Origin of the sequence: Streptomyces mesophilus (assembly GCF_011044995.1) — a bacterium.
Taxonomy (GTDB): Bacteria; Actinomycetota; Actinomycetes; order Streptomycetales; family Streptomycetaceae; genus Streptomyces; species Streptomyces mesophilus.
Genome location: NZ_JAAKZW010000173.1, coordinates 1 through 17825, shown reverse-complemented (window position 1 = coordinate 17825; position 17825 = coordinate 1). Strand labels below are relative to the sequence as shown.

The 17825-nt window shown below is 71.2% G+C and carries 15 protein-coding genes; 7 read left to right on the top strand and 8 right to left on the bottom strand.

The window, feature by feature from the left end:
• The first annotated feature begins 212 nt into the window (after window positions 1–212).
• Window positions 213–668, top strand: coding sequence for a carboxymuconolactone decarboxylase family protein (locus G6045_RS29845; RefSeq protein ID WP_165335262.1), 456 nt, complete (start codon window positions 213–215; stop codon window positions 666–668).
• 88 nt (window positions 669–756) lie between these two features.
• On the opposite strand, the gene G6045_RS29840 is transcribed toward G6045_RS29845, so the two are convergent.
• The 4 genes from G6045_RS29840 to G6045_RS29825 form a co-directional block, all read right to left on the bottom strand.
• A complete protein-coding gene (locus G6045_RS29840; RefSeq protein ID WP_165335261.1) occupies window positions 757–1698 on the bottom strand; it encodes an SDR family NAD(P)-dependent oxidoreductase in 942 nt (313 codons plus the stop codon).
• A gap of 117 nt (window positions 1699–1815) precedes the next feature.
• Complete coding sequence (locus tag G6045_RS29835; RefSeq protein WP_165335260.1) at window positions 1816–2232, bottom strand: nuclear transport factor 2 family protein; 417 nt, start codon at window positions 2230–2232, stop codon at window positions 1816–1818.
• Between the two features lie 309 nt (window positions 2233–2541).
• Complete coding sequence (gene glxA, locus G6045_RS29830) at window positions 2542–4557, bottom strand: radical copper oxidase GlxA (protein ID WP_165335259.1); 2016 nt, start codon at window positions 4555–4557, stop codon at window positions 2542–2544.
• Window positions 4558–4637: 80 nt separating this feature from the next.
• On the bottom strand, window positions 4638–5414 hold the full coding sequence (locus tag G6045_RS29825; RefSeq protein ID WP_165335258.1) for a VOC family protein: 777 nt from the start codon (window positions 5412–5414) through the stop codon (window positions 4638–4640).
• A 125-nt stretch (window positions 5415–5539) separates the two neighbouring features.
• On the opposite strand from G6045_RS29825, the gene G6045_RS29820 reads away from it, so the two are divergent.
• Window positions 5540–6388 (top strand): sulfurtransferase, encoded by an 849-nt coding sequence (locus tag G6045_RS29820; RefSeq protein ID WP_165335257.1) that lies wholly within the window; start codon window positions 5540–5542, stop codon window positions 6386–6388.
• Window positions 6389–6503: 115 nt separating this feature from the next.
• Here G6045_RS29820 and sepH read toward each other — a convergent pair whose 3' ends face one another.
• Window positions 6504–7601 carry a septation protein SepH gene (gene sepH, locus G6045_RS29815; RefSeq protein ID WP_165335256.1) on the bottom strand — a complete coding sequence of 366 codons (1098 nt, stop codon included), beginning with the start codon at window positions 7599–7601 and terminating at the stop codon, window positions 6504–6506.
• Between the two features lie 484 nt (window positions 7602–8085).
• On the opposite strand from sepH, the gene G6045_RS29810 reads away from it, so the two are divergent.
• Window positions 8086–10740 (top strand): transglutaminaseTgpA domain-containing protein, encoded by a 2655-nt coding sequence (locus G6045_RS29810; RefSeq protein ID WP_235968385.1) that lies wholly within the window; start codon window positions 8086–8088, stop codon window positions 10738–10740.
• Window positions 10741–10932: 192 nt separating this feature from the next.
• On the opposite strand, the gene G6045_RS29805 is transcribed toward G6045_RS29810, so the two are convergent.
• The 3 genes from G6045_RS29805 to G6045_RS29795 all read right to left on the bottom strand — a co-directional run bounded on the left by G6045_RS29805 (window position 10933) and on the right by G6045_RS29795 (window position 13143).
• Window positions 10933–11346 carry a DUF3040 domain-containing protein gene (locus tag G6045_RS29805; protein ID WP_165335255.1) on the bottom strand — a complete coding sequence of 138 codons (414 nt, stop codon included), beginning with the start codon at window positions 11344–11346 and terminating at the stop codon, window positions 10933–10935.
• A gap of 415 nt (window positions 11347–11761) precedes the next feature.
• The gene (locus G6045_RS29800; RefSeq protein ID WP_165335254.1) at window positions 11762–12517 is read right to left on the bottom strand and encodes a class I SAM-dependent methyltransferase; all 756 of its coding nucleotides are present in this window, start codon (window positions 12515–12517) and stop codon (window positions 11762–11764) included.
• 98 nt (window positions 12518–12615) lie between these two features.
• Window positions 12616–13143, bottom strand: a complete 528-nt coding sequence (locus G6045_RS29795; RefSeq protein ID WP_165335253.1) for an SAV_6107 family HEPN domain-containing protein — start codon at window positions 13141–13143, stop codon at window positions 12616–12618.
• Window positions 13144–13416: 273 nt separating this feature from the next.
• Here G6045_RS29795 and G6045_RS29790 point away from each other — a divergent pair, with 273 nt between their 5' ends.
• Genes G6045_RS29790 through G6045_RS29775 form a run of 4 tightly spaced genes read left to right on the top strand, consistent with a single transcriptional unit; the run spans window position 13417 to window position 17745 of the window.
• Window positions 13417–14082 carry an ATP-binding cassette domain-containing protein gene (locus G6045_RS29790; protein WP_328707948.1) on the top strand — a complete coding sequence of 222 codons (666 nt, stop codon included), beginning with the start codon at window positions 13417–13419 and terminating at the stop codon, window positions 14080–14082.
• Complete coding sequence (locus G6045_RS29785) at window positions 14054–16138, top strand: YhgE/Pip family protein (RefSeq protein WP_165335251.1); 2085 nt, start codon at window positions 14054–14056, stop codon at window positions 16136–16138. Before G6045_RS29790 ends, G6045_RS29785 begins: the two co-directional genes overlap by 29 nt.
• A 34-nt stretch (window positions 16139–16172) precedes the next feature.
• Window positions 16173–16850, top strand: coding sequence for a TetR/AcrR family transcriptional regulator (locus tag G6045_RS29780; protein WP_165335250.1), 678 nt, complete (start codon window positions 16173–16175; stop codon window positions 16848–16850).
• Between the two features lie 49 nt (window positions 16851–16899).
• Entirely contained in the window at window positions 16900–17745 is an 846-nt protein-coding gene (locus tag G6045_RS29775; RefSeq protein ID WP_165335249.1) for an alpha/beta fold hydrolase, read from the top strand.
• Window positions 17746–17825 lie beyond the last annotated feature (80 nt).

Below are 17825 nucleotides of genomic sequence, written 5' to 3'. Positions count from 1 at the left end.
TCCCTGTCCCGCCCCCGCCGAAGTTTTCCTCGCCGCATCGCCGCTGTCCAGGGGCTTTTCGCCTGTCCCACGGTGTCCCACGGCCATCGCCGCACCACCCCCGCCGGGGCTGTTATGGAGTCATCGCCCCGACGGAACGGGGCGGACGGACAGGCCGGAAGCCCGGCCCACGACGAGAAGCCGGAAGCCCGGCCCTCAAGGAGGAACCAGAGATGCAGTCCCGTATGCAGAACCCCGCCGCCGTTCTCCCCGACGCCATGCAGTCCATCCAGGGCCTCTTCAAGGCCGTGCACTCCGGCGGAGTCGACGGAAAGATCCTCGAACTCGTCCACCTGCGGGCCAGCCAGATCAACGGCTGCAGCGCCTGCGTCGACGGCGGCACCAAGACCGCCCGCAAGTCCGGTGTCACCGACGAGCAGCTCGCCACGGTCGTGGCCTGGCGCGAGGCCCCCTACTTCTCCGACGAGGAGCGCGCGGCCCTCGCCCTCGCCGAGGCGGCGACCCGGCTCGCGGACCGTTCCGACCCGGTGAGCGACGAGGTGTGGGACGCGGCCGCCTCGTACTTCGACGAGAAGCAGCTGGCCGCGATCATCCTGATGATCGGCGTGACGAACCTCTTCAACCGCCTCAACGCCACGACCCGCCAGATTGCGGGAGCCTGGGGCTGAGCACACGGAACCCTCGGACCGGTACCTCCGCTCACGCGGAGGCGCCGGTCCCGCTCGTTGTACGGCCCCTCAGGGGAGCTCGACGCACTCAGCAGAACCCGAGATGCGGATCCGTCCCCGTCAGCTCGCAACTCGCCGCCCACAACCGGGTCGCCGTCTCCGGGTCGGCCATATGGGCCGGGACCGGCTCACGCCGGGGGACACCGCGCAGCTTGAAGACCCGCGGGCCCCACAGCTCGCCGCCCCGCACCCCGGGGTCGAGGGCGGCCCGCACGATCGGCCAGGCACCGGCCTCCTTTCCCTGCAGCACGGCCCGCGCCGGCAGGGCGGCGACCCGCGCGGCACGGCCGGCCGCGTGCAGCCCGGCACGCGGCGGGGTCAGCGAGTCAAGGGCGCCGCCGGGGTGGGCGACCACGCTGAGGACACCGCTGTCGAGCGCCCGCAGCCGGCGGTCGAGTTCGAACCCGAACGACATCTGCGCCAGCTTCGAGCGGCCGTAGGAGCGCTTGGCGTCGTAGTCCTGAACCGACTGCAGATCGTCCAGATCGAGCCGCTCCGAACGGGCCGCGAAGCTCCCCACCGTGACCACGCGCCCGGCCGGTGCGGCGGCGAGCAGCGGGGCCAGCCACTGGGTGAGGGCGAAGTGGCCGAGGTGGTTCGTGGCGAACATCAACTCACGGCCGTACGCGTCGAGTCGGCGCGGCGGATCGTCGAGCGCGATGCCCGCGTTGTGGATCAGCGCGTCGAGCCGGTCGGTGTCCAGATGGTCCACCACGGCCTTCACGGAGGCCGGATCGGCCAGATCCAGGGGTACGTGGCGCAGCCGGGCGTCCGGGGTACGGGACCGGATGGACGCCATCGCCGTCTCGGCCTTCGCGGCGCTGCGGGCGGCGAGGACCACGGTGGCACCGGCCGCGGCCAGCTGCTCGGCCACGAAGTAGCCGATCCCGGCGTTCGCCCCGGTGACCAGGGCCGTACGGTCGCGGGCGGCGGGGAGACGGCGCACGTTCCAGGTGCGGGACGCGGACATGACGTACTCCTCGGGGCTGCGACAGACGAACGAAGACCTTCACCGTCGCACCCGTCACCGACATACCGCCTATACGCGGCCGACAGCGCCCCCCCGCAACCGGCTCGCGCAGCCGCCTCAGAACATCCCGTTGCCGTTGGCGGCGTTCAGCGGGACGTCCTGGATCACGTCCCAGTGCTCCACGACCTTGCCGTTCTCCAGGCGGAAGTAGTCCGCGAGGGCGCGGCCCGGGTTCTGCGGGTTGCCCGGCTCCAGGTCGAGGTGGGAGTGCGTGACGACCATGTCGCCCTCGGCGATGACGCGCTTGATGTCGAGCTTCAGGTCCGGGTACTCACCGCGCAGCCACGTCACGAAGCCGGTGAAGGCCTCCGGGCCGTCGGCCGCGTCCGGGTTGTGCTGGACGTAGACCGGGCCGAAGTGGTCCGCGATCGCCTTCTCCGGGTCACCGCCGAAAGCCGTCCGGTAGTAGTCCACGACGATCTGCTTGTTGCGCTCGGTCTGGGTCTGGGTCTGGGTCTGGATCTGCTCGGACATGGAAGAACTCCGTCTCTGGGATGGGGTTCCCGGTGACGGAGCTGAAGGGGATTCGAGCTGTGAGTAGCACCAGGGAACCCAGGAACGATCATCTGGGTATGCCCTTCGCGTCCTGAGAGGCGGCCTGGGCAGGCAGCCGACGCTGGTACTACTTTCTCTTGCCGTCCACTCCCGGCGATCTCGGCCGGGAGGGTCGTACATCAGGATCCACCGTCATCCGACGGCGATTTCCCGGTGCGTCAACAACGGTAAGGGCCGACCCTCACTTGTGCCAAATCGATCGATAACGCCACATCCAGGCTCACCGAGCTACTTGAGCGCCGGCTCCGGATCCTCGTCCGTCGTCTCATGCGTCGGCGCGTCCGCCGCCACCGGCACATGCACCCACACCGCCTCGGACGGCACTCCACGGTCGTCGACGGCCGTCAGCATGTACCAGCCGGGCGGCACAAGCGCCGGATTCTGCGGCAGCGTGACCTCCACGCCCTTCTCCGTACGGTCGAAGTCCAGCGCGATCGACCGCTGTTCGACATTGGTCACATGCGTGAAGGAGCCCGGCCGGATCAGCCGCACCCTGCTGATCGCCTTCGGGTCGTCGCTGTCGTACGCCACCGTGGAGCCGAGCTTCACCGTCCGCCGCCCGCCCTCCGGATCCCGCAGCACCGGACGCGCACCGCCCTGGTGCAGATACGGCGGGGTGTAGATCTCCAGGCTCTGGTCGAACTTCGCCTTCTTGGAGTTGGCCTTGTCGGAGAAGAGCGAATCGGAGCCGAAGGTCATCACCCGTCCGTCCGGCAACAGCAGCCCGCCCGAGTGGTAGTTGCGGCCCACGAGCGGATCGGCGGCGGCCGTGAACTTGTCCGTCTCCGGATCGTAGATCGCCGCCTTCAGCACATTGCTGTCGGACTTCCCGCGGTAGTCACCCGACCCGTTGGCCGTCAGGACCGTGTCGTCCGGCAGGATCACACTGCTGGGATAGCGGGCCTTGTCGTACAGCCGCGGCCCCTCACGGAAGCGCGGCTCGTCCTCGCGCAGATCCACCAGACGCGTCCTGTCCGTGGACTTGGCCGACTCGCCGACCCCGCCGCCCCCGAGCACCATGTACCGCTGCTCCTGCGCGGGCGGAAGGAGCACCGACATCGAGGTCTCGAGGATGTCCGGGTCGCTGATCCCGGGCACCTTGGTGAACTTGTTGCTGTCCAGATCCCAGATCCCCGGCTCGCGCCCCTGGTCGTCGGGCCCGTACCCGGCATTGGAGCCGGTGTAGAAGATCCGCCCGTCCCAGGCGAGGAAGAGCGCGGGATACGTGGGGAAGAACCGCGCCTTCGGCAGGAACTCCCACTCCTTCTTCCGCGGGTCATAGATCTCGTTCTTGCCCGGCACGACCTGCCCGATGTCGTCGAGCCCGGACACCGACAGGACCTTCCCGTCCTCCAGCGTCGTCAGCGTCGGGTACCAGCGCGCCTCATGCATCGGATCGACCTGGACATACCGCTCGGCCACCGGGTCGAACTCGAAGGTGTCCTTGATCCCTTGGAAGTCCTTCTTGTCGAACGACAGCTTCTGCGCGATGCCGTAGATGTTCTGCTTCTCGTCGCCTTCGAGCCCCAAGACGCGGTACTGGTCCTGCGTACCGGTCTGATGCCGCGGCCCCTTCTCCAGGGCCTCGACGTACACCCGGGCGCTGGACGCGGTGACCTCGGCCTTTCCGGTCCCCGGATCGGTCTTCTTCTTCGCGCGCGGCACGACGACGCTCGCGTGCGACTCGAAGGTCTTGCCGTTCTCGCGTCCGGTGAACCGGGTCCCCTTGGGCAGCGTTTTCGGCTCGTCCGGGTTCTCGTTGTAGACGATCATCAGGCCGCCGGCCTTCTCGACATCGCCTTCGAGGGTCTCGTACCGCTGCGTCCCGCCCGCCACGAGCAGTCTGCCGTCCGGGAGTTGGGTGTGCCCCGCGCAGAACAGGTCGGCGGGCGTGGGGATATTCTCGAAGGTGTTCTCCTTCGGATCCCACAGGACCGTACGGAAGGTCTTCGCGTCGAACTGCTTGGCGTCGTTGCCCGACCCGGCCACGAGCAGCACCTTGCCCGTGTGCAGGAGCGCCGCGTGGATCGTGTTGATCCGGAACTCCTCGGGCACGTCCACGAGGCTCCACCGCCCGCGCTCGGCCTTGTACTCGGGCTGGTCGATCTCGTACGCGTGGTACTGGGTCGAGGCGAAGTCGTAGACGGCGGGCGCGTTGGCCGCCGCGAGCACCACCACGGCGCCCGTGCCGAGCAGGATCTTGGACGTCCGCCGGCTCAGGCGGCGACGCTTCGGCTCCGGCATGCACTGACTCCTGCACTCGTACGGCCCGGTCATTCGTACGTTTTGGTACGGAATGCAACTTTAGGCCAGTGCAAGGAGCGCTACTCGGCAGCGCTCCGTACGACGTTGAACGCCGCGCCTTCCGGATCCGCCACGGTGGCCATCAGGCCGTGCCCGCTGTCGTGCGGGCCGCGCAGCACATGGCCGCCGAGCTCGCCGACCCGCCGCACCGTCTCGTCCACGTCCTCGACTTCGAAGAAGGTCGTCCAGTGCGCACCGCGATCACGCGGCAGCCCATGGCCCACGCCGTGGATCGCGGCCACCGCGCGGCCCTCCACGGAGAGCGCCAGATAGTCGAAGTCCGCGGAGACGACGGGCTCTTCGCCGAATCCGAAGACCGCCCGGTAGAACTTCGCGACCGAGGCGGTGTCCCGCGTCACCAGCTCGTTCCACACGGGGGTGCCGGGCCGCCCCGCACCGCCGATGCCGCCGTGCTCCGCCGCCTGCCACACCCCGAACACGGCGCCGGCCGGGTCCGACGCGATCAGCAGCCGACCCGCGCGGTCCGCCTCCAGCGGTCCCACGCCGACGGTGCCGCCGCTGTGGCGGATGGTGTCGGCGGTGGTGTCCAGATCGTCCGAGGCGAGATAGGGGGTCCAGGCGATGGGCAGATGCCGGTCGTGCGGCATCACGCCGATACCGGCCACCTCATGGCCGTCGAGCAGCGCGCGCACATACGGGCCGAGCTGCTGCGGACCGGGCAGGAACTCCCAGCCGAAAAGTGCACCGTAGAACCTCTGCGTACCGGCCAGGCCGTGCACCATCAGGCTCACCCAGCAGGGCGTGCCGGGCGCGTGCCGAGCTGCTGACTCGGTCATCGTCACTCTCTCCTCGGGGCGCATGTCGTGAGCAGCATGCCCGTTTCGCTCCCGCTCACCCTTCCCGGCGGTGCACGGTAATGGCCCCTTCCCGGCGCGAACAGGCTTTGCGCAAGGATGTGCCCATGAATGCCATCATCTCCGCTGCCGAACTTGCGAGCGAGTCGAAGGGGCAGTACCCGCCGGTACTTCTCGATGTCCGCTGGCAGCTCACGCTGGCCAAGGCCGCGGGCGAGCCGTCCTTCGACGGCCGCGCCGCCTACGCGGCCGGGCATATCCCGGGCGCCGTCTACGTCGACCTCGACACCGCGCTCGCCGGTCCTGCGGGCACCGGCGGCCGTCACCCGCTGCCCGACCTCGAGGTGTTCGCCGAGGCGATGCGCGCGGCAGGCGTACGGCAGGACCGCCCCGTCGTCGTCTACGACGGCGGCCAGAGCTGGGCCGCGGCCCGCGCCTGGTGGCTCCTTCGCTGGGCCGGCCACCCGTCGGTACGGGTCCTCGACGGCGGCCTCGCGGCATGGGACGGCGAACTCTCCACCGAGCCCCCTTCGGTCGAGCCGGGGGACTTCGTCCCGCGCCCGGGCGCCGTACCGCTGCTCGACGCCGACGGCGCCGCGGCCCTCGCGCGCGAAGGCCTCCTCCTCGACGCCCGCGCGGGCGAGCGCTACCGCGGTGAGGTGGAGCCCATCGACCGGGTCGGCGGCCACATCCCGGGCGCGGTCTCCGCGCCCACCACCGAGAACGTGGGCGCCGACGGCCGCTTCCTGCCGGCCGCCGATCTCGCGGCCCGCTTCAGCGCCCTGGGCAGCGAAGAGGCCCCCCGCGTCGGCGTCTACTGCGGCTCGGGCGTCTCGGGCGCCCACGAGGTCCTCGCCCTCGCCGTCGCGGGCATCGACGCGGAGCTGTACGTGGGTTCGTGGTCGGAGTGGTCCGCGGACGAGTCCCGCCCGGTGGCTACGGGACCGAACCCGTAGCGCCCGGTGGCTACGGGACCGAACCCGTAGCGCTCGGTGGCTACGGGACCGAACCCGTAATCCATACGTGAGGGCCCGCACCCAAACGGTGCGGGCCCTCACGTCACAGCGGGACTCAGTCCTTCTTCTTGCGCCGCGTACCGAACACGATCTCGTCCCAACTCGGCACCGCCGCACGGCGACCCGGCCGGACACCGTCCGCCTCGGCCTGCCGGTCCGTGGTGCCGACAAGGCGGTCACGGTGACCTGCGACCGTGCGCGGCATCAGGACATCCGCATACGCGGAACCTGCCGAAGCCGCGGGGGCCGGCGGCTCCTCGACCTCCGGCTCGGGCGCGGGCGGCTCTTCGACCGTCCGCTCCACCGGAGCCGTCGGCGCGGAGGCCGAAGCGGCCGGCGACGGACGCTCCGGCACCACGAGATCGCCACGGAAACTCGGCACCGCCTCCAGGAGGCTGGTGAGCGAATCGCGCTCCGCGGTGGTGGACTCCTCGACGGGCTCCGGCGTCGGCGCAGGAATCTGCCGTTCGGGCCGCTCGGGACGGTCCAGCTGCCGGTCGAGCGCACGGTCAAGGGGCCGGTCGCGCGGAAGGCGGGCGATCCGCGGCACGAACGGGAAGCTGGGCTCGGGCGCCGCGATGTCGTCGGACTCGCCGATCAGCGAGCGCGCCTCGTCGTCGACGGCCGCGACCAGACGCCGCGGCGGATCGTAGGTCCAGCTCGCCGAATGCGGTTCGGCCGCGACCCGGTAGACGAGCAGGACCTCCCACGTGCCGTCGTCACGACGCCACGAGTCCCACTGGACGGTTTCCTTGTCGACGCCGCGAAGGAGCAGCCGCTCCTGCACGGCCTCGCCGAGCTGGGGTCCTGCGTTCTCACCGGGGCGGCGGACAGGAGTCTTCCGGGCACGCTCGGCCATGAAGGCGCGCTCCGCGAGCACGGGACCTTCGAAGCGGCGTACGCGATCGACCGGAATGCCGGCGAGCTGGGCGACCTCTTCCGCGGTCGCACCTGCTCGTATACGCGCCTGGATGTCGCGCGGGCGCATATTCGACTCGACTTCGATCTCGATCTGGCCGAGCCTTGGCCGGTCGCCGCGCACAGCGGCGCGCAGGCGTTCGTCGATCGGAAGGGTGTACTCCGTTGAGTCCGCAGCCTTCAGCACCAGCCGTGTGCCGTCATTGGAGACGGCCACGACACGCAGTTCGGGCATGGGGACCTCCCGGGTGGTGCCTGCCGACGTCACGTGCGTCGCTGCTTCCGCTAGTCGAGTGTGGCCTGCCCGGGTGCAGCCTGCCACAACCTTGCCGAGTTGCCCGGCGTGTCGGGCATGGGTCCTTGATCGCCGTTATGGCACGGTTACCTATTCACCACGCAAAGTGACCGAAGTCGGGCAGATCGGTCACCCGCGGTCACCCTGTGCAGCGATCCCCCTCCCGAGGGTCCCTGACGGGCCCCTGGGTACCCAGGCGGGAGTCCGAACCCAGGGCTCGTCACAGTACTCCATTCGGGCCACCTGGGTGGACCGGCGCGCCGCCGAAGTTGTCCCTGGGCAAGGGAGTTGACCCCTGCCGCTTCCATATCCCCTGCTTACAGGGGTGTGCTGCTTCACAGAAACTCCCGAAACGGAACTATCCGCTTCGCCCAAAAGTCCCTTCTTGGTAGCAGTCAGGCGAGACGGCGATCAAGGGACGGGGATGGCTCAGCAGTCGGAAACCGGAGCAGAGGACAAGAAGAAGCGCATTGACGTCAATGTGCCCCAGGTCGCGGGCGGTGCGCTCGCGGCCGTGCTGGCCGCGAAGTTGGCGTCCAGTTTCGGGGTGTACGGCACGATCCTCGGCGCCGGCGTGATGAGCATTGTGGCCACCTGTGGCGGCCCGGTGTTCCAGCACTTCTTCAAGCGCACCGGCGAGCAGGTGCGCGAGGTCGCGGTGAAGGCGAAGCCGGTGCGCGCCCGGCAGATACCGGTGGCGGGGGACGGCCGTCCGGTGCCGGAGACGTTCCGCGCAGAGACCGAGGCGGATTGCGGCGCGCAGCCGTCCACCGCCCCGGCGGCCCCGAACGCCCCGGCGATGATGACGACTTGGCGCCCGGGTGTGGTGGACGTGCCGCCGATTCCGCTCGACGGTCTCGCGGAGCCGGCACCGTCGCCGGCCGCAGGCGCCGCCCCCGGCGCCCCTGCCGACAAGACGCAGCTGCTCAAGTCCTCCGAGGTCGCACGGGTGTTGGGCGCCACGAACGCGGCCGACGCCACGCAGATACTGAGCACAGTGGATCCCGCCGATGCCACCCAGGTCCTCGGCACCGTGGACCCCGCCGACGCCACGCAGGTCCTCGGCACCGTGGACCCCGCCGACGCCACGCAGGTCCTCGGCACCGTGGACCCCGCGGACGCCACGCAGGCACTGCCGGCGGCGGACCGCACCATGGTCCTGGGGGCTCTTGGCTCCGGGGGCCGGAACGAGCGGCCGACTCAGTTCCTCGGCACGGTGGTCGGCCCCCATGGCGAGACCCTTGCCGCCCCGCCGGCCGATGCCTCGTATGCCGTCTCGCCCGTGCAGGGCAAGCGACTGCGCAGCTGGAAGCGGCCGGCGCTCGCCGCCGTCGTCGTCTTCGGCGTGACGATGGGCGGGATCACCGTGTACGAGGCGGTGGCCGGCGAGAACCTGGCCGGGACCGGCAACGGCTCGACGCTGCGCGGCGTGTTCACCGGAGGCGGCGGTGGCGGTGGCGGGACGATCTCGGCGGTCAACCCGCTGGTCTCGCTGCAGAACAGCCTCAACCAGCCGAACGACCGCGAGGTCCTCAGGTACCGCACGAACTCCGAGTCCAACCAGGACATGTACCTGCGGATCGTGTCGCTCGACCAGTTCGACGGCACGGCCTGGAAGCCGGCGGAACGTGCGATCACCGAGGTGCCCTCGCCGTTCCCGCAGCCCCGCGGGCTCAGCGGCGACGTGGACGCCAAGGAGGTCACGACCGAGATCACGGCCGCCGACGACTACGCGCAGGACTGGCTGCCGATGCCGTATCCCGCGACCGCGGTCGACATCGACGGCAACTGGCGCTTCGAGCCGATCGGGCGCGCCGTCGTGGGCGACCGCGGGGAGACGACCAAGGGCAAGGACTACCGGGTCGGCAGCCTGGTCGTGCGGCCGACGGCGGCCAAGCTGGCCGGGGCTCCGGCGCCCAACGCGGACATCGAGGACGAGTTCACCGACGTACCCGATTCGCTGCCGCGCGATGTGTCCGACACCGCGCTCAAGGTGACCGAGGGCGCCACCAATCAGTACGAGATGGCCGTCAAGCTGCAGGACTGGTTCGCGGTCAGCGGCGGGTTCTCGTACGACACCAAGGTCACCGCGGGCAGCGGGTCGGCGGCGATCAGCCGCTTCCTGAAGGACAAGCAGGGCTTCTGCGTCCACTTCTCCTTCGCGATGGCCTCGATGGCCCGCACCCTCGGCATCCCCTCCCGGGTCGCGGTGGGCTTCACGCCCGGTTCGCCGACCTCGGACGGGGCGATGTCGGTCGGACTCCGCGACGCCCACGCCTGGCCCGAGCTGTACTTCGAGGGCGTGGGCTGGACCCGCTTCGAGCCGACGCCGACGCGTGGTACGGCGCCCGACTACACCCGTGAGGAGACTCCGTCGGACTCCCCGACCACGGCGGCGCCCTCGTCCTCGAGCTCGACGGCGCCGAGTGGCGAGGACTCCCCGTCGCCCTCGGACTCGTGCCCCGCGGATCTGCGCCGCTTCGGCGAGTGCGGGTCGCAGGAGCCGGGTGCGGCAGGGAGCGGTTCGGGCGGCGGGACGCCTTGGGGCACGTATCTCGGGATCTCGGCGGCCGTACTGCTCCTCATCGGGGTGCCGTTGCTGCCCCTGATGTGGCGCACGCGGGTCCGTGGGATACGGCTCGGTTCAGGGGGCCGTACACCGGCGGACGGGGCGGCGAGAACGCTGGCCGCGTGGCTCGAAGTCACGGATACGGCCTGGGACTACGGCATCGCGCCCGATGAGGCGCAGACCCCGCGCAAGGCGGCGGCCCGGATCGTCCGGCTCGGTGAGCTGGAGATCGACGCGGCCGAGGCGGTGCACCGGCTCGCGGCGGCGGTGGAGCAGGTGCTCTACGCTCCGACGCCACGCCCGGCGCCCGGTGTGGCCGAGGACGTCCGTACGGTACGGGCCGGTCTGCGGGCCACGATGAGCCGTGGCACCCGGCTGCGCGCGACGTTCGCCCCGCGTTCGGCCGTCCGGGTGGGCTGGGCCTTCTCGGACCGCTGGTCCGCTCTCAAGGAGCGCTGGGGCGGGGGCCGGTGGAGCTTCGAGCGGCTGGTTCCGCGCCGGGCCAAGTAGCGGTGTGAGGGGTGCGGGGGCTTCGGCCCGCGCACCCCTCATTGCCGGCGGCGTCCGCACCGTCACTGCCGCGCGGCGGCGTCGGACCGGGGTCCGCAGGGCATCCCGTGCGAAGGGCGCCCCGAACGACGACGTGGGTGTGGGGCGGACGCCGAAGCGTCCGCCCCACACCCACGTCGGGTGAGCCTTAAGTCAGTGACCCTCTTCGCGGCGCCGCTGCCAGCGCTGCTCGATGCGGTCCATCATCGACCGCCGCTGCCGGCCCTGACGCCGCGTGGTCGGGGGAGCTGTCCCGCCCTGACCGGCCGCCGTACCAGGGGCCTGCTCGCCCGGCTTGGGCGCCTTGCGCCAACCGGTTACCGCGAGCACCGCACAGCCGAGCATGACGAGGAATCCCACCACGCTGATCCAGATCTGCTGCGCGACCATTCCTGCCATGAGGAGCGCGATTCCCACAAGAAAGCCGGCGACCGCTTGGTAGACCCGCTTCCGGGTGTACGTACGCAGCCCGCTTCCCTCAAGCGCTGTCGCGAACTTGGGATCTTCGGCGTACAGCGCTCGCTCCATCTGCTCGAGCATGCGCTGCTCGTGCTCTGAGAGCGGCACGGAGTCCCTCCTCATCGTGCAGTCGCCGGGGCGACCGGGGGTCCCCTTCAGGATAGGCAGGGAATCGCCCCCGTGAAACCCGCCCCTCTACGCCAATTCGCCATTCCGGCCCGTCATGGCACCCGAAGCTGAGGCGTTCATTCCCCAGCGGTACGGCCGTCATGCCGGTCGGTGTCCCTCGATCATACGGGTCACAGGCCCTGATCGGGGGGCCTGTGGCCTACTCCGTCTGCGGTTGCGCCCCTGATCAGGAGGACTGCGCCGGATGCGGCGCTTCCGGCTCACTGCTCCTGTTCCACCCGTTACCGGAGTTCCGGCCACCGCGACCGTTTTTCACCCCTGAGAACAGGCAGCCCGGGAACTGCGTCCCCGGCCCGATTCCCCAGTACCCCGAGAACCCGGTCCCAGGCCCGGTTCAGCCCTTCTCGCCCAGGATGTGCAGCTGGGTGGCGACGGCGTGGAAGGCCGGCTGCTCGGCGGCCGCGGCCTCCAGCTTGATGAGGGCGTCCAGGGCGCCGGGCTCGGTGTCCACCAGGACGCCCGGCACCAGGTCGGCGAAGACCCGTACGCCGTGCACCGAGCCGACCCGCAGACCGCCCCCCTCGACGAGGCCGGTCAGCTGCTCGGCGCTGAAGCGGCGCGGCACCGGGTCGCCCTCGCCCCAGCGCCCGGCCGGGTCGGTCAGGGCGTGCCGGGCCTCTGTGAAGTGCCCTGCCAGGGCGCGGGCGAGCACGGCGCCGCCGAGCCCGGCGGCCAGCAGGCTGAGGACACCGGTCTCGCGCAGTGCGCCCGCCACGTTGCGTACGCCTTCGGCCGGGTCGTCCACGTACTCCAGGACGCCATGGCAGAGCACCGCGTCGTACGTGCCGGGCTCGACCACGTCGAAGAGTCCGTGCACATCGCCCTGCACCCCGCTCACCCGCTCCGCGACCCCGGCCTCGGCGGCCCGTCGCTCGAGGGCGAACAGCGCGTTGGGGCTCGGGTCCACCACCGTGACGCGATGGCCGAGCGCGGCGACGGGCACGGCGAACTTGCCGCTGCCGCCGCCGGTGTCGAGCACGTCGAGCGCCTCCCGCCCGCTCGCCTTCACCTGCCGGTCGAGGGCCTCTTTCAGTACCTCCCAGACCACGGCGGTACGGAGGGAAGCACGGGGGCGCATCGGGTCCGACACGGTTACTCCTCGGCGTGGCTCCGCCTGGTGAGGCGGGGGTGGGGACGGTTCATCCCCACCCTATTGCCTGCGCGCCACCGCTCCCGAAGCCCCGGCACTCACCCCGCATCCGGCTGCTCGGGCCGCGGCTGCGGCAGGACCGGCTGGAGCACGAGCATCCGCTCGACCAGGCGCAGGAACATCGCTACATCGCGCAGCAGGTCATCGGCGTCCCGGGTGCCGGCCGCGCCCTGGATGCCCGCGTCCGCGCGGGCCCGCTTGGTGGCGCCGGAGGCGAACAGGGCGCTCCACTCGGCGAGTTCGGGTGCTATCTCGGGGAGCACTTCCCAAGCGCTGCGGATCTTGGCCCGCTTGCGCGCGCTGGTCTCGGGCCTCCCCCGCGCGGCGAGCACGGCGGCGGCGGTGCGCAGGGCCGCGAGGTGGGCGGCGGAGTAGCGCTCGTTGGGCGTCTCGAGGCGGGCCGCCTCGTCGAGTCCGCTGCGAGCCTGGGCGAGCAGATCGAGGGCGGCGGGCGGGGCCGAGGCCCGGCGCAGGACCGGGTGGACGTCGCTCGCGGGACCGTTCAGTGAGGGGGCAGGGCCGGAGGCGCGGCGCCGGCGTGCGGCGGCTGCGTAGGAACTGGCCATGACGAACCTCCTGTCGTCGTTTGATACGGCACCGGTGAAAAAGCTGCCGTATGACCCCCATCGTGAAGTACGCCACTGACAATCGGCCCTGACCTGCACTTATCGCTCGATCAAGGGTTCGGGTAAGGGAGTTGAGGGAGGGCGGCGTACGAGTGCCGGATCGGCGTCGTGTACGTTTTTGCACTGACCAGTCAGTTCAAAAGCAGGGGGCCGCAGGTGCTCGCGGTGCAGGGGTTCGGGGTGAGAGGCCCCCGAGGGTGGGCCTTTCGCGAGGTGGAGTTCACGGCGGAGCCAGGCGCCCTGGTCGCCGTCGAAGGGCCGTCCGGTGCGGGGCGGACCTCCCTGCTGCTCGCGCTGACGGGACGTATGCGCGCGACGGAGGGCTGCGCCGAGGTCGGGGCGCTGCGGCTGCCCCGGCAGGCCGCGGCCGTACGGCGGATCAGCGCACTGGCCCATGTCCCGGGCGTCACCGACCTCGATCCGGCCCTGACCGTCGCCGAGCACCTGCGGGAACGGGCCCTGCTGCAACGGCGGTTCGGCACATCGCTGCGCTCGCTCCTGAGCCCGCGCACTGAGCGCGCGGCCGCATCCGCGCTGCTGCGCGAGAGCGCTCTCACCGCCGCCGGGCTCGATCCGGAGGCCCTCGTCAAGGGCTCGCGCACCGCCGTGCGGGACCTGGAGCGCATCGAGGCGCTGCGCCTGTCCGTGGCCCTCGCGCTGATCGGACGGCCGCGGCTGCTCGCGGTGGACGACCTCGATCTGAAGCTCTCGGAGGCTGAACTGGCCGCCGCCTGGCGGATGCTGACGGCGATCGCCGAGGCCGGGACGACCGTCGTGGCCGTGGGGCAAGGGGCTCCTGAAGCGGCACAGAAGGTCCGGCTGGGCACCACGCACGAGAAGGGGGCAGCCGATGCGCTCGCCGAAACTGGCCGTTCTTGAGCTCAAGCGCTTCGGCCGGGGCCGCCTCCCCCGTGCCGCGCTCGTCTCGCTGCTGCTGCTTCCGCTGCTCTACGGGGCGCTCTACCTGTGGTCGTTCTGGGACCCGTACGGCCGTCTGGACAAGATCCCGGTCGCCCTTGTCAACGACGACAAGGGGGCGAGCGCCGACGGCAGGAAGATCGCGGCGGGCGACGGGATAGCCGAGGGGCTGCGGGACAGCAGCACCTTCGACTGGCACGAGGTGGACGCGGCTCAGGCGCGCGCGGGCGTCGAGGACGGTACGTACTACCTGTCGCTGACCGTGCCCGAGGACTTCAGCCGGCGGATCGCGTCCAGCGCGGGCGACTCCCCCGAGACCGGCGCGCTTCAGGTCCGTACGAACGACGCCAACAACTACATCGTCGGGCAGCTCTCGCGGACGGTGTTCTCCGAGGTGCGGTCGGCGGCCTCCAGCAAGGCCTCGCGGACCTTCCTGGACAAGATCTTCGTGTCCTTCTCCGACATCCACGGCAAGACGGAGGAGGCCGCCGACGGCGCCGGGCGCCTGGAGGAAGGCGCGGGCAAGGCCAAGGACGGGGCGAAGCAGCTGGCCGACGGTCTGGGCGATGCCAAGTCGGGCAGTGGTGAACTGGCGCGCGGAATCGAGAAGTTGGACAAGGGCGCCGGTGACCTGGAGACCGGCGCGGGCCAGGTGGCCGACGGGACGCAGACGCTCGCGGACAAGGTGAACGGCGCCGCCGACAAGGTCGGCCCGTTCCTGCGCGAGAACGGCGAGAGCATCGGTGACACGGCCCGCCTGGTCGCCGACTCCGCCAAGGCGATCCGCGGACATCTGGACACGCTCGTGGAGAAGGCACCGCTCGCCGCTTCCGGGGCGGAGAAGGCCTCCGGAGCGCTGGACTCCGTGTACAAGGCGCGCTGCGAGGACGCGCTCCTCAAGGATCCGAACTGTCCGCAGCTCAAGCAGGCCAAGGACGCGGGCGACGACGTCGAGCGGATCGCCGCGGACGTGAACACCGTCGTCCAGGACTACGCCGGGGACACCGACCGCCTCGACGACCACCTGGCCGCCCTGGAGAAGCAGGCGAACGCGCTGGCCGACCGCGCCCCGCACCTCGGCGACGACCTCGACGCGGCCGTGAAGAAGATCAACCAGCTGAACCGGGGCGCCCAGGCCGTCGCCAAGGGCGCGGGCACGCTGCACACCGGGCTCAGCAGCGCCAAGTCCGGCTCGTCCGACCTCGATACGGGCGTCGGCCGTCTCAAGGACGGCGCGAAGGACCTGAACGGCGGGCTCTTCAAGCTGGTCGACGGGTCCGGCGACCTGGCCGGCGGCCTGCGCGACGGCGCCGAACAGATCCCGGACTACGACAAGCACGACCGTGACGCCCGTACGGAGGTCATGGCCGATCCCGTCCAGCTGGCCGCCAAGTCCCTGCACCAGGCGCCCAATTACGGCACCGGATTCGCGCCGTACTTCATCCCGCTGTCCCTGTGGGTCGGTGCGATGGTCGCGTACATGGTGATCGCGCCGCTCAACCGGCGGGCGCTCGCCACCGGCGCCTCCGCCTGGCGGATCGCCCTGGCCGGCTGGCTGCCGGTGGCGGCGATCGGTGCGCTGCAGACCACGGCACTGATCTCCGTACTGCACTGGGCCCTCGGCCTGGAGATGGCGCACGCGGCGGGCACGGTCGGCTTCCTGCTCCTGGTCACCGGGTGCTTCGCGGCGATCGTGCAGTGGCTCAACGCCCGCTTCGGCGCCGCGGGGCGCATCCTCGTCCTCGCCTTCCTGATGCTCCAGCTGACCTCGGCCGGCGGCACCTATCCCGTCCAGACGAGCCCGTCGTTCTTCGGCGCGATCCATCCCTTCCTGCCGATGTCGTACGTGGTGGAGGCGCTGCGGCGGCTGATCACGGGCGGCGGGCTCGGGCCCGTATGGCAGGGGTGCGTGGTGCTCGTGGCGTTCACCGTCGGCGCGCTGGCGCTGACGGCGCTCTCCGCCCGCAAGCGCCAGGTGTGGACCCTGGACCGGCTGCATCCCGAGCTGACTCTGTGAGAGGGGCGGGCCGGGGCCTGTGAGAATCGACGGCATGCAGAAGGCAGCAGGGGCCGGCGGCTCCAAGGCGGGTGGCGGCACCAAGGCGGGCGGCGGCTCCAAGGCGGGCGGCGGGCGGCGGCAGGCCACCAAGGCGAAGTTGTACGAGGCGGCCGTGACGCTCATCGCGGAGCAGGGGTTCTCGGCGACCACGGTCGACGAGATCGCCGAGCGCGCGGGAGTCGCCAAGGGCACGGTCTACTACAACTTCGCCAGCAAGGCCGAGCTCTTCGAGGAGCTCCTGCGCTACGGGGTGGGACTGCTCACCGAGTCGCTGCAGCGGGCGGTCGACGACACGGCCCGCAGCGGCGGCACCAAGGTGGCCGCCCTGGACGCGATGATCCGCGCGGGCCTGGACTTCATCGCCACGTATCCCTCCTTCACCCAGCTCTACGTGGCCGAGCTGTACCGCACCGGCCGGGCCTGGCAGTCCACGCTGCTCGTCGTACGGCAGCAGGCGGTCGCCGTGGTCGAGGAGGTGCTGCGCGAGGCAGTGGCGGCCGGTGAGCTGAGCGAGGAGATCGACATCCCGCTGACCGCCGCTGCCCTGGTGGGGATGGTGCTCGTGGCGGCGCTCGACTGGCAGGCGTTCCAGCCGGAGCGGTCGATCGACGACGTGCACGCGGCGCTGTCGCGGCTGCTGCAGGGGCGCGTGGGCGGCAGCCGGGTCTGAGCTTCCTGCGGGAGCGATGAGTTCGGGCGGCGGATCCGGTCTGCCTGGTATGACCACCACCCTTGACGTCAACGGGATCACCTTGGGCATCGAGTCGTTCGGTGCCGACGACGCGCCCCTCGTCCTGCTCGCGGGCGGGACGACGATGCTCTCCTGGCCGGACGCGCTGTGCGAGCGCCTCGCCGCGGGCGGACGCCGCGCGGTGCGCTACGACCTGCGCGACAGCGGGAAGTCGACCACGACGGATCCGCAGGCGCCCGCCTACACCCTGCGCGATCTCGCCGCCGATGCGGCGGCCCTGGCCGGCGCGCTCGGCGGCGGGCCCGCGCACCTCGCGGGGACCGGCGTCGGCGGAATGGTCGCGCAGGTGGCCGTACTCGACCATCCCGGCGCGTTCTCGGCGCTCACCCTGGCCGGCACCCGCGCGGTGGCGCCGGGACCGCCCGATGACGACCTCCCCGGCCATGACCAGGCGACCATGGGGCGACTGTTCGCGCGTCCGATGCCGGACTGGGCCGACCGCGAGGCGGTGGCGGAGTTCGCCGCCGAGGGCGCGAAGGGCCTCGGTGACGACCCGGTCGCCGCGTACGAGAGGGCCGCGCGCGTCTGGGACCGCACGCCCGGCACCGAGCCCGAGGTCCAGATGGCCAACCAGCTGGGCATGGTGTTCTCCCGGCTGGACTGCACACCCCGCTGGCGCGAGTGGCTGCCCGCGATCGAGGTCCCCACGCTCGTCGTGCACGGCCGCCGCAACCGGTTCTTCCCCGTCGGCAACGGTGAGGCGATCGCCCGCGAGATCCCCGGGGCGCGGCTGCTCATCCTGGAAGAGGCCGCCACCGCGATCCCCGAGGTGGCGGTGGGCGAGGTGGCCGAGGCGATGCTCACGCTCGGGTAGAGGCGCGTCCCCCGAAGCGCTTCCCCCGGAGCCCTGTCCCCGGAGCCCTGCCCCCGAAGTCCTTTCCCCGGAGCCCTGTC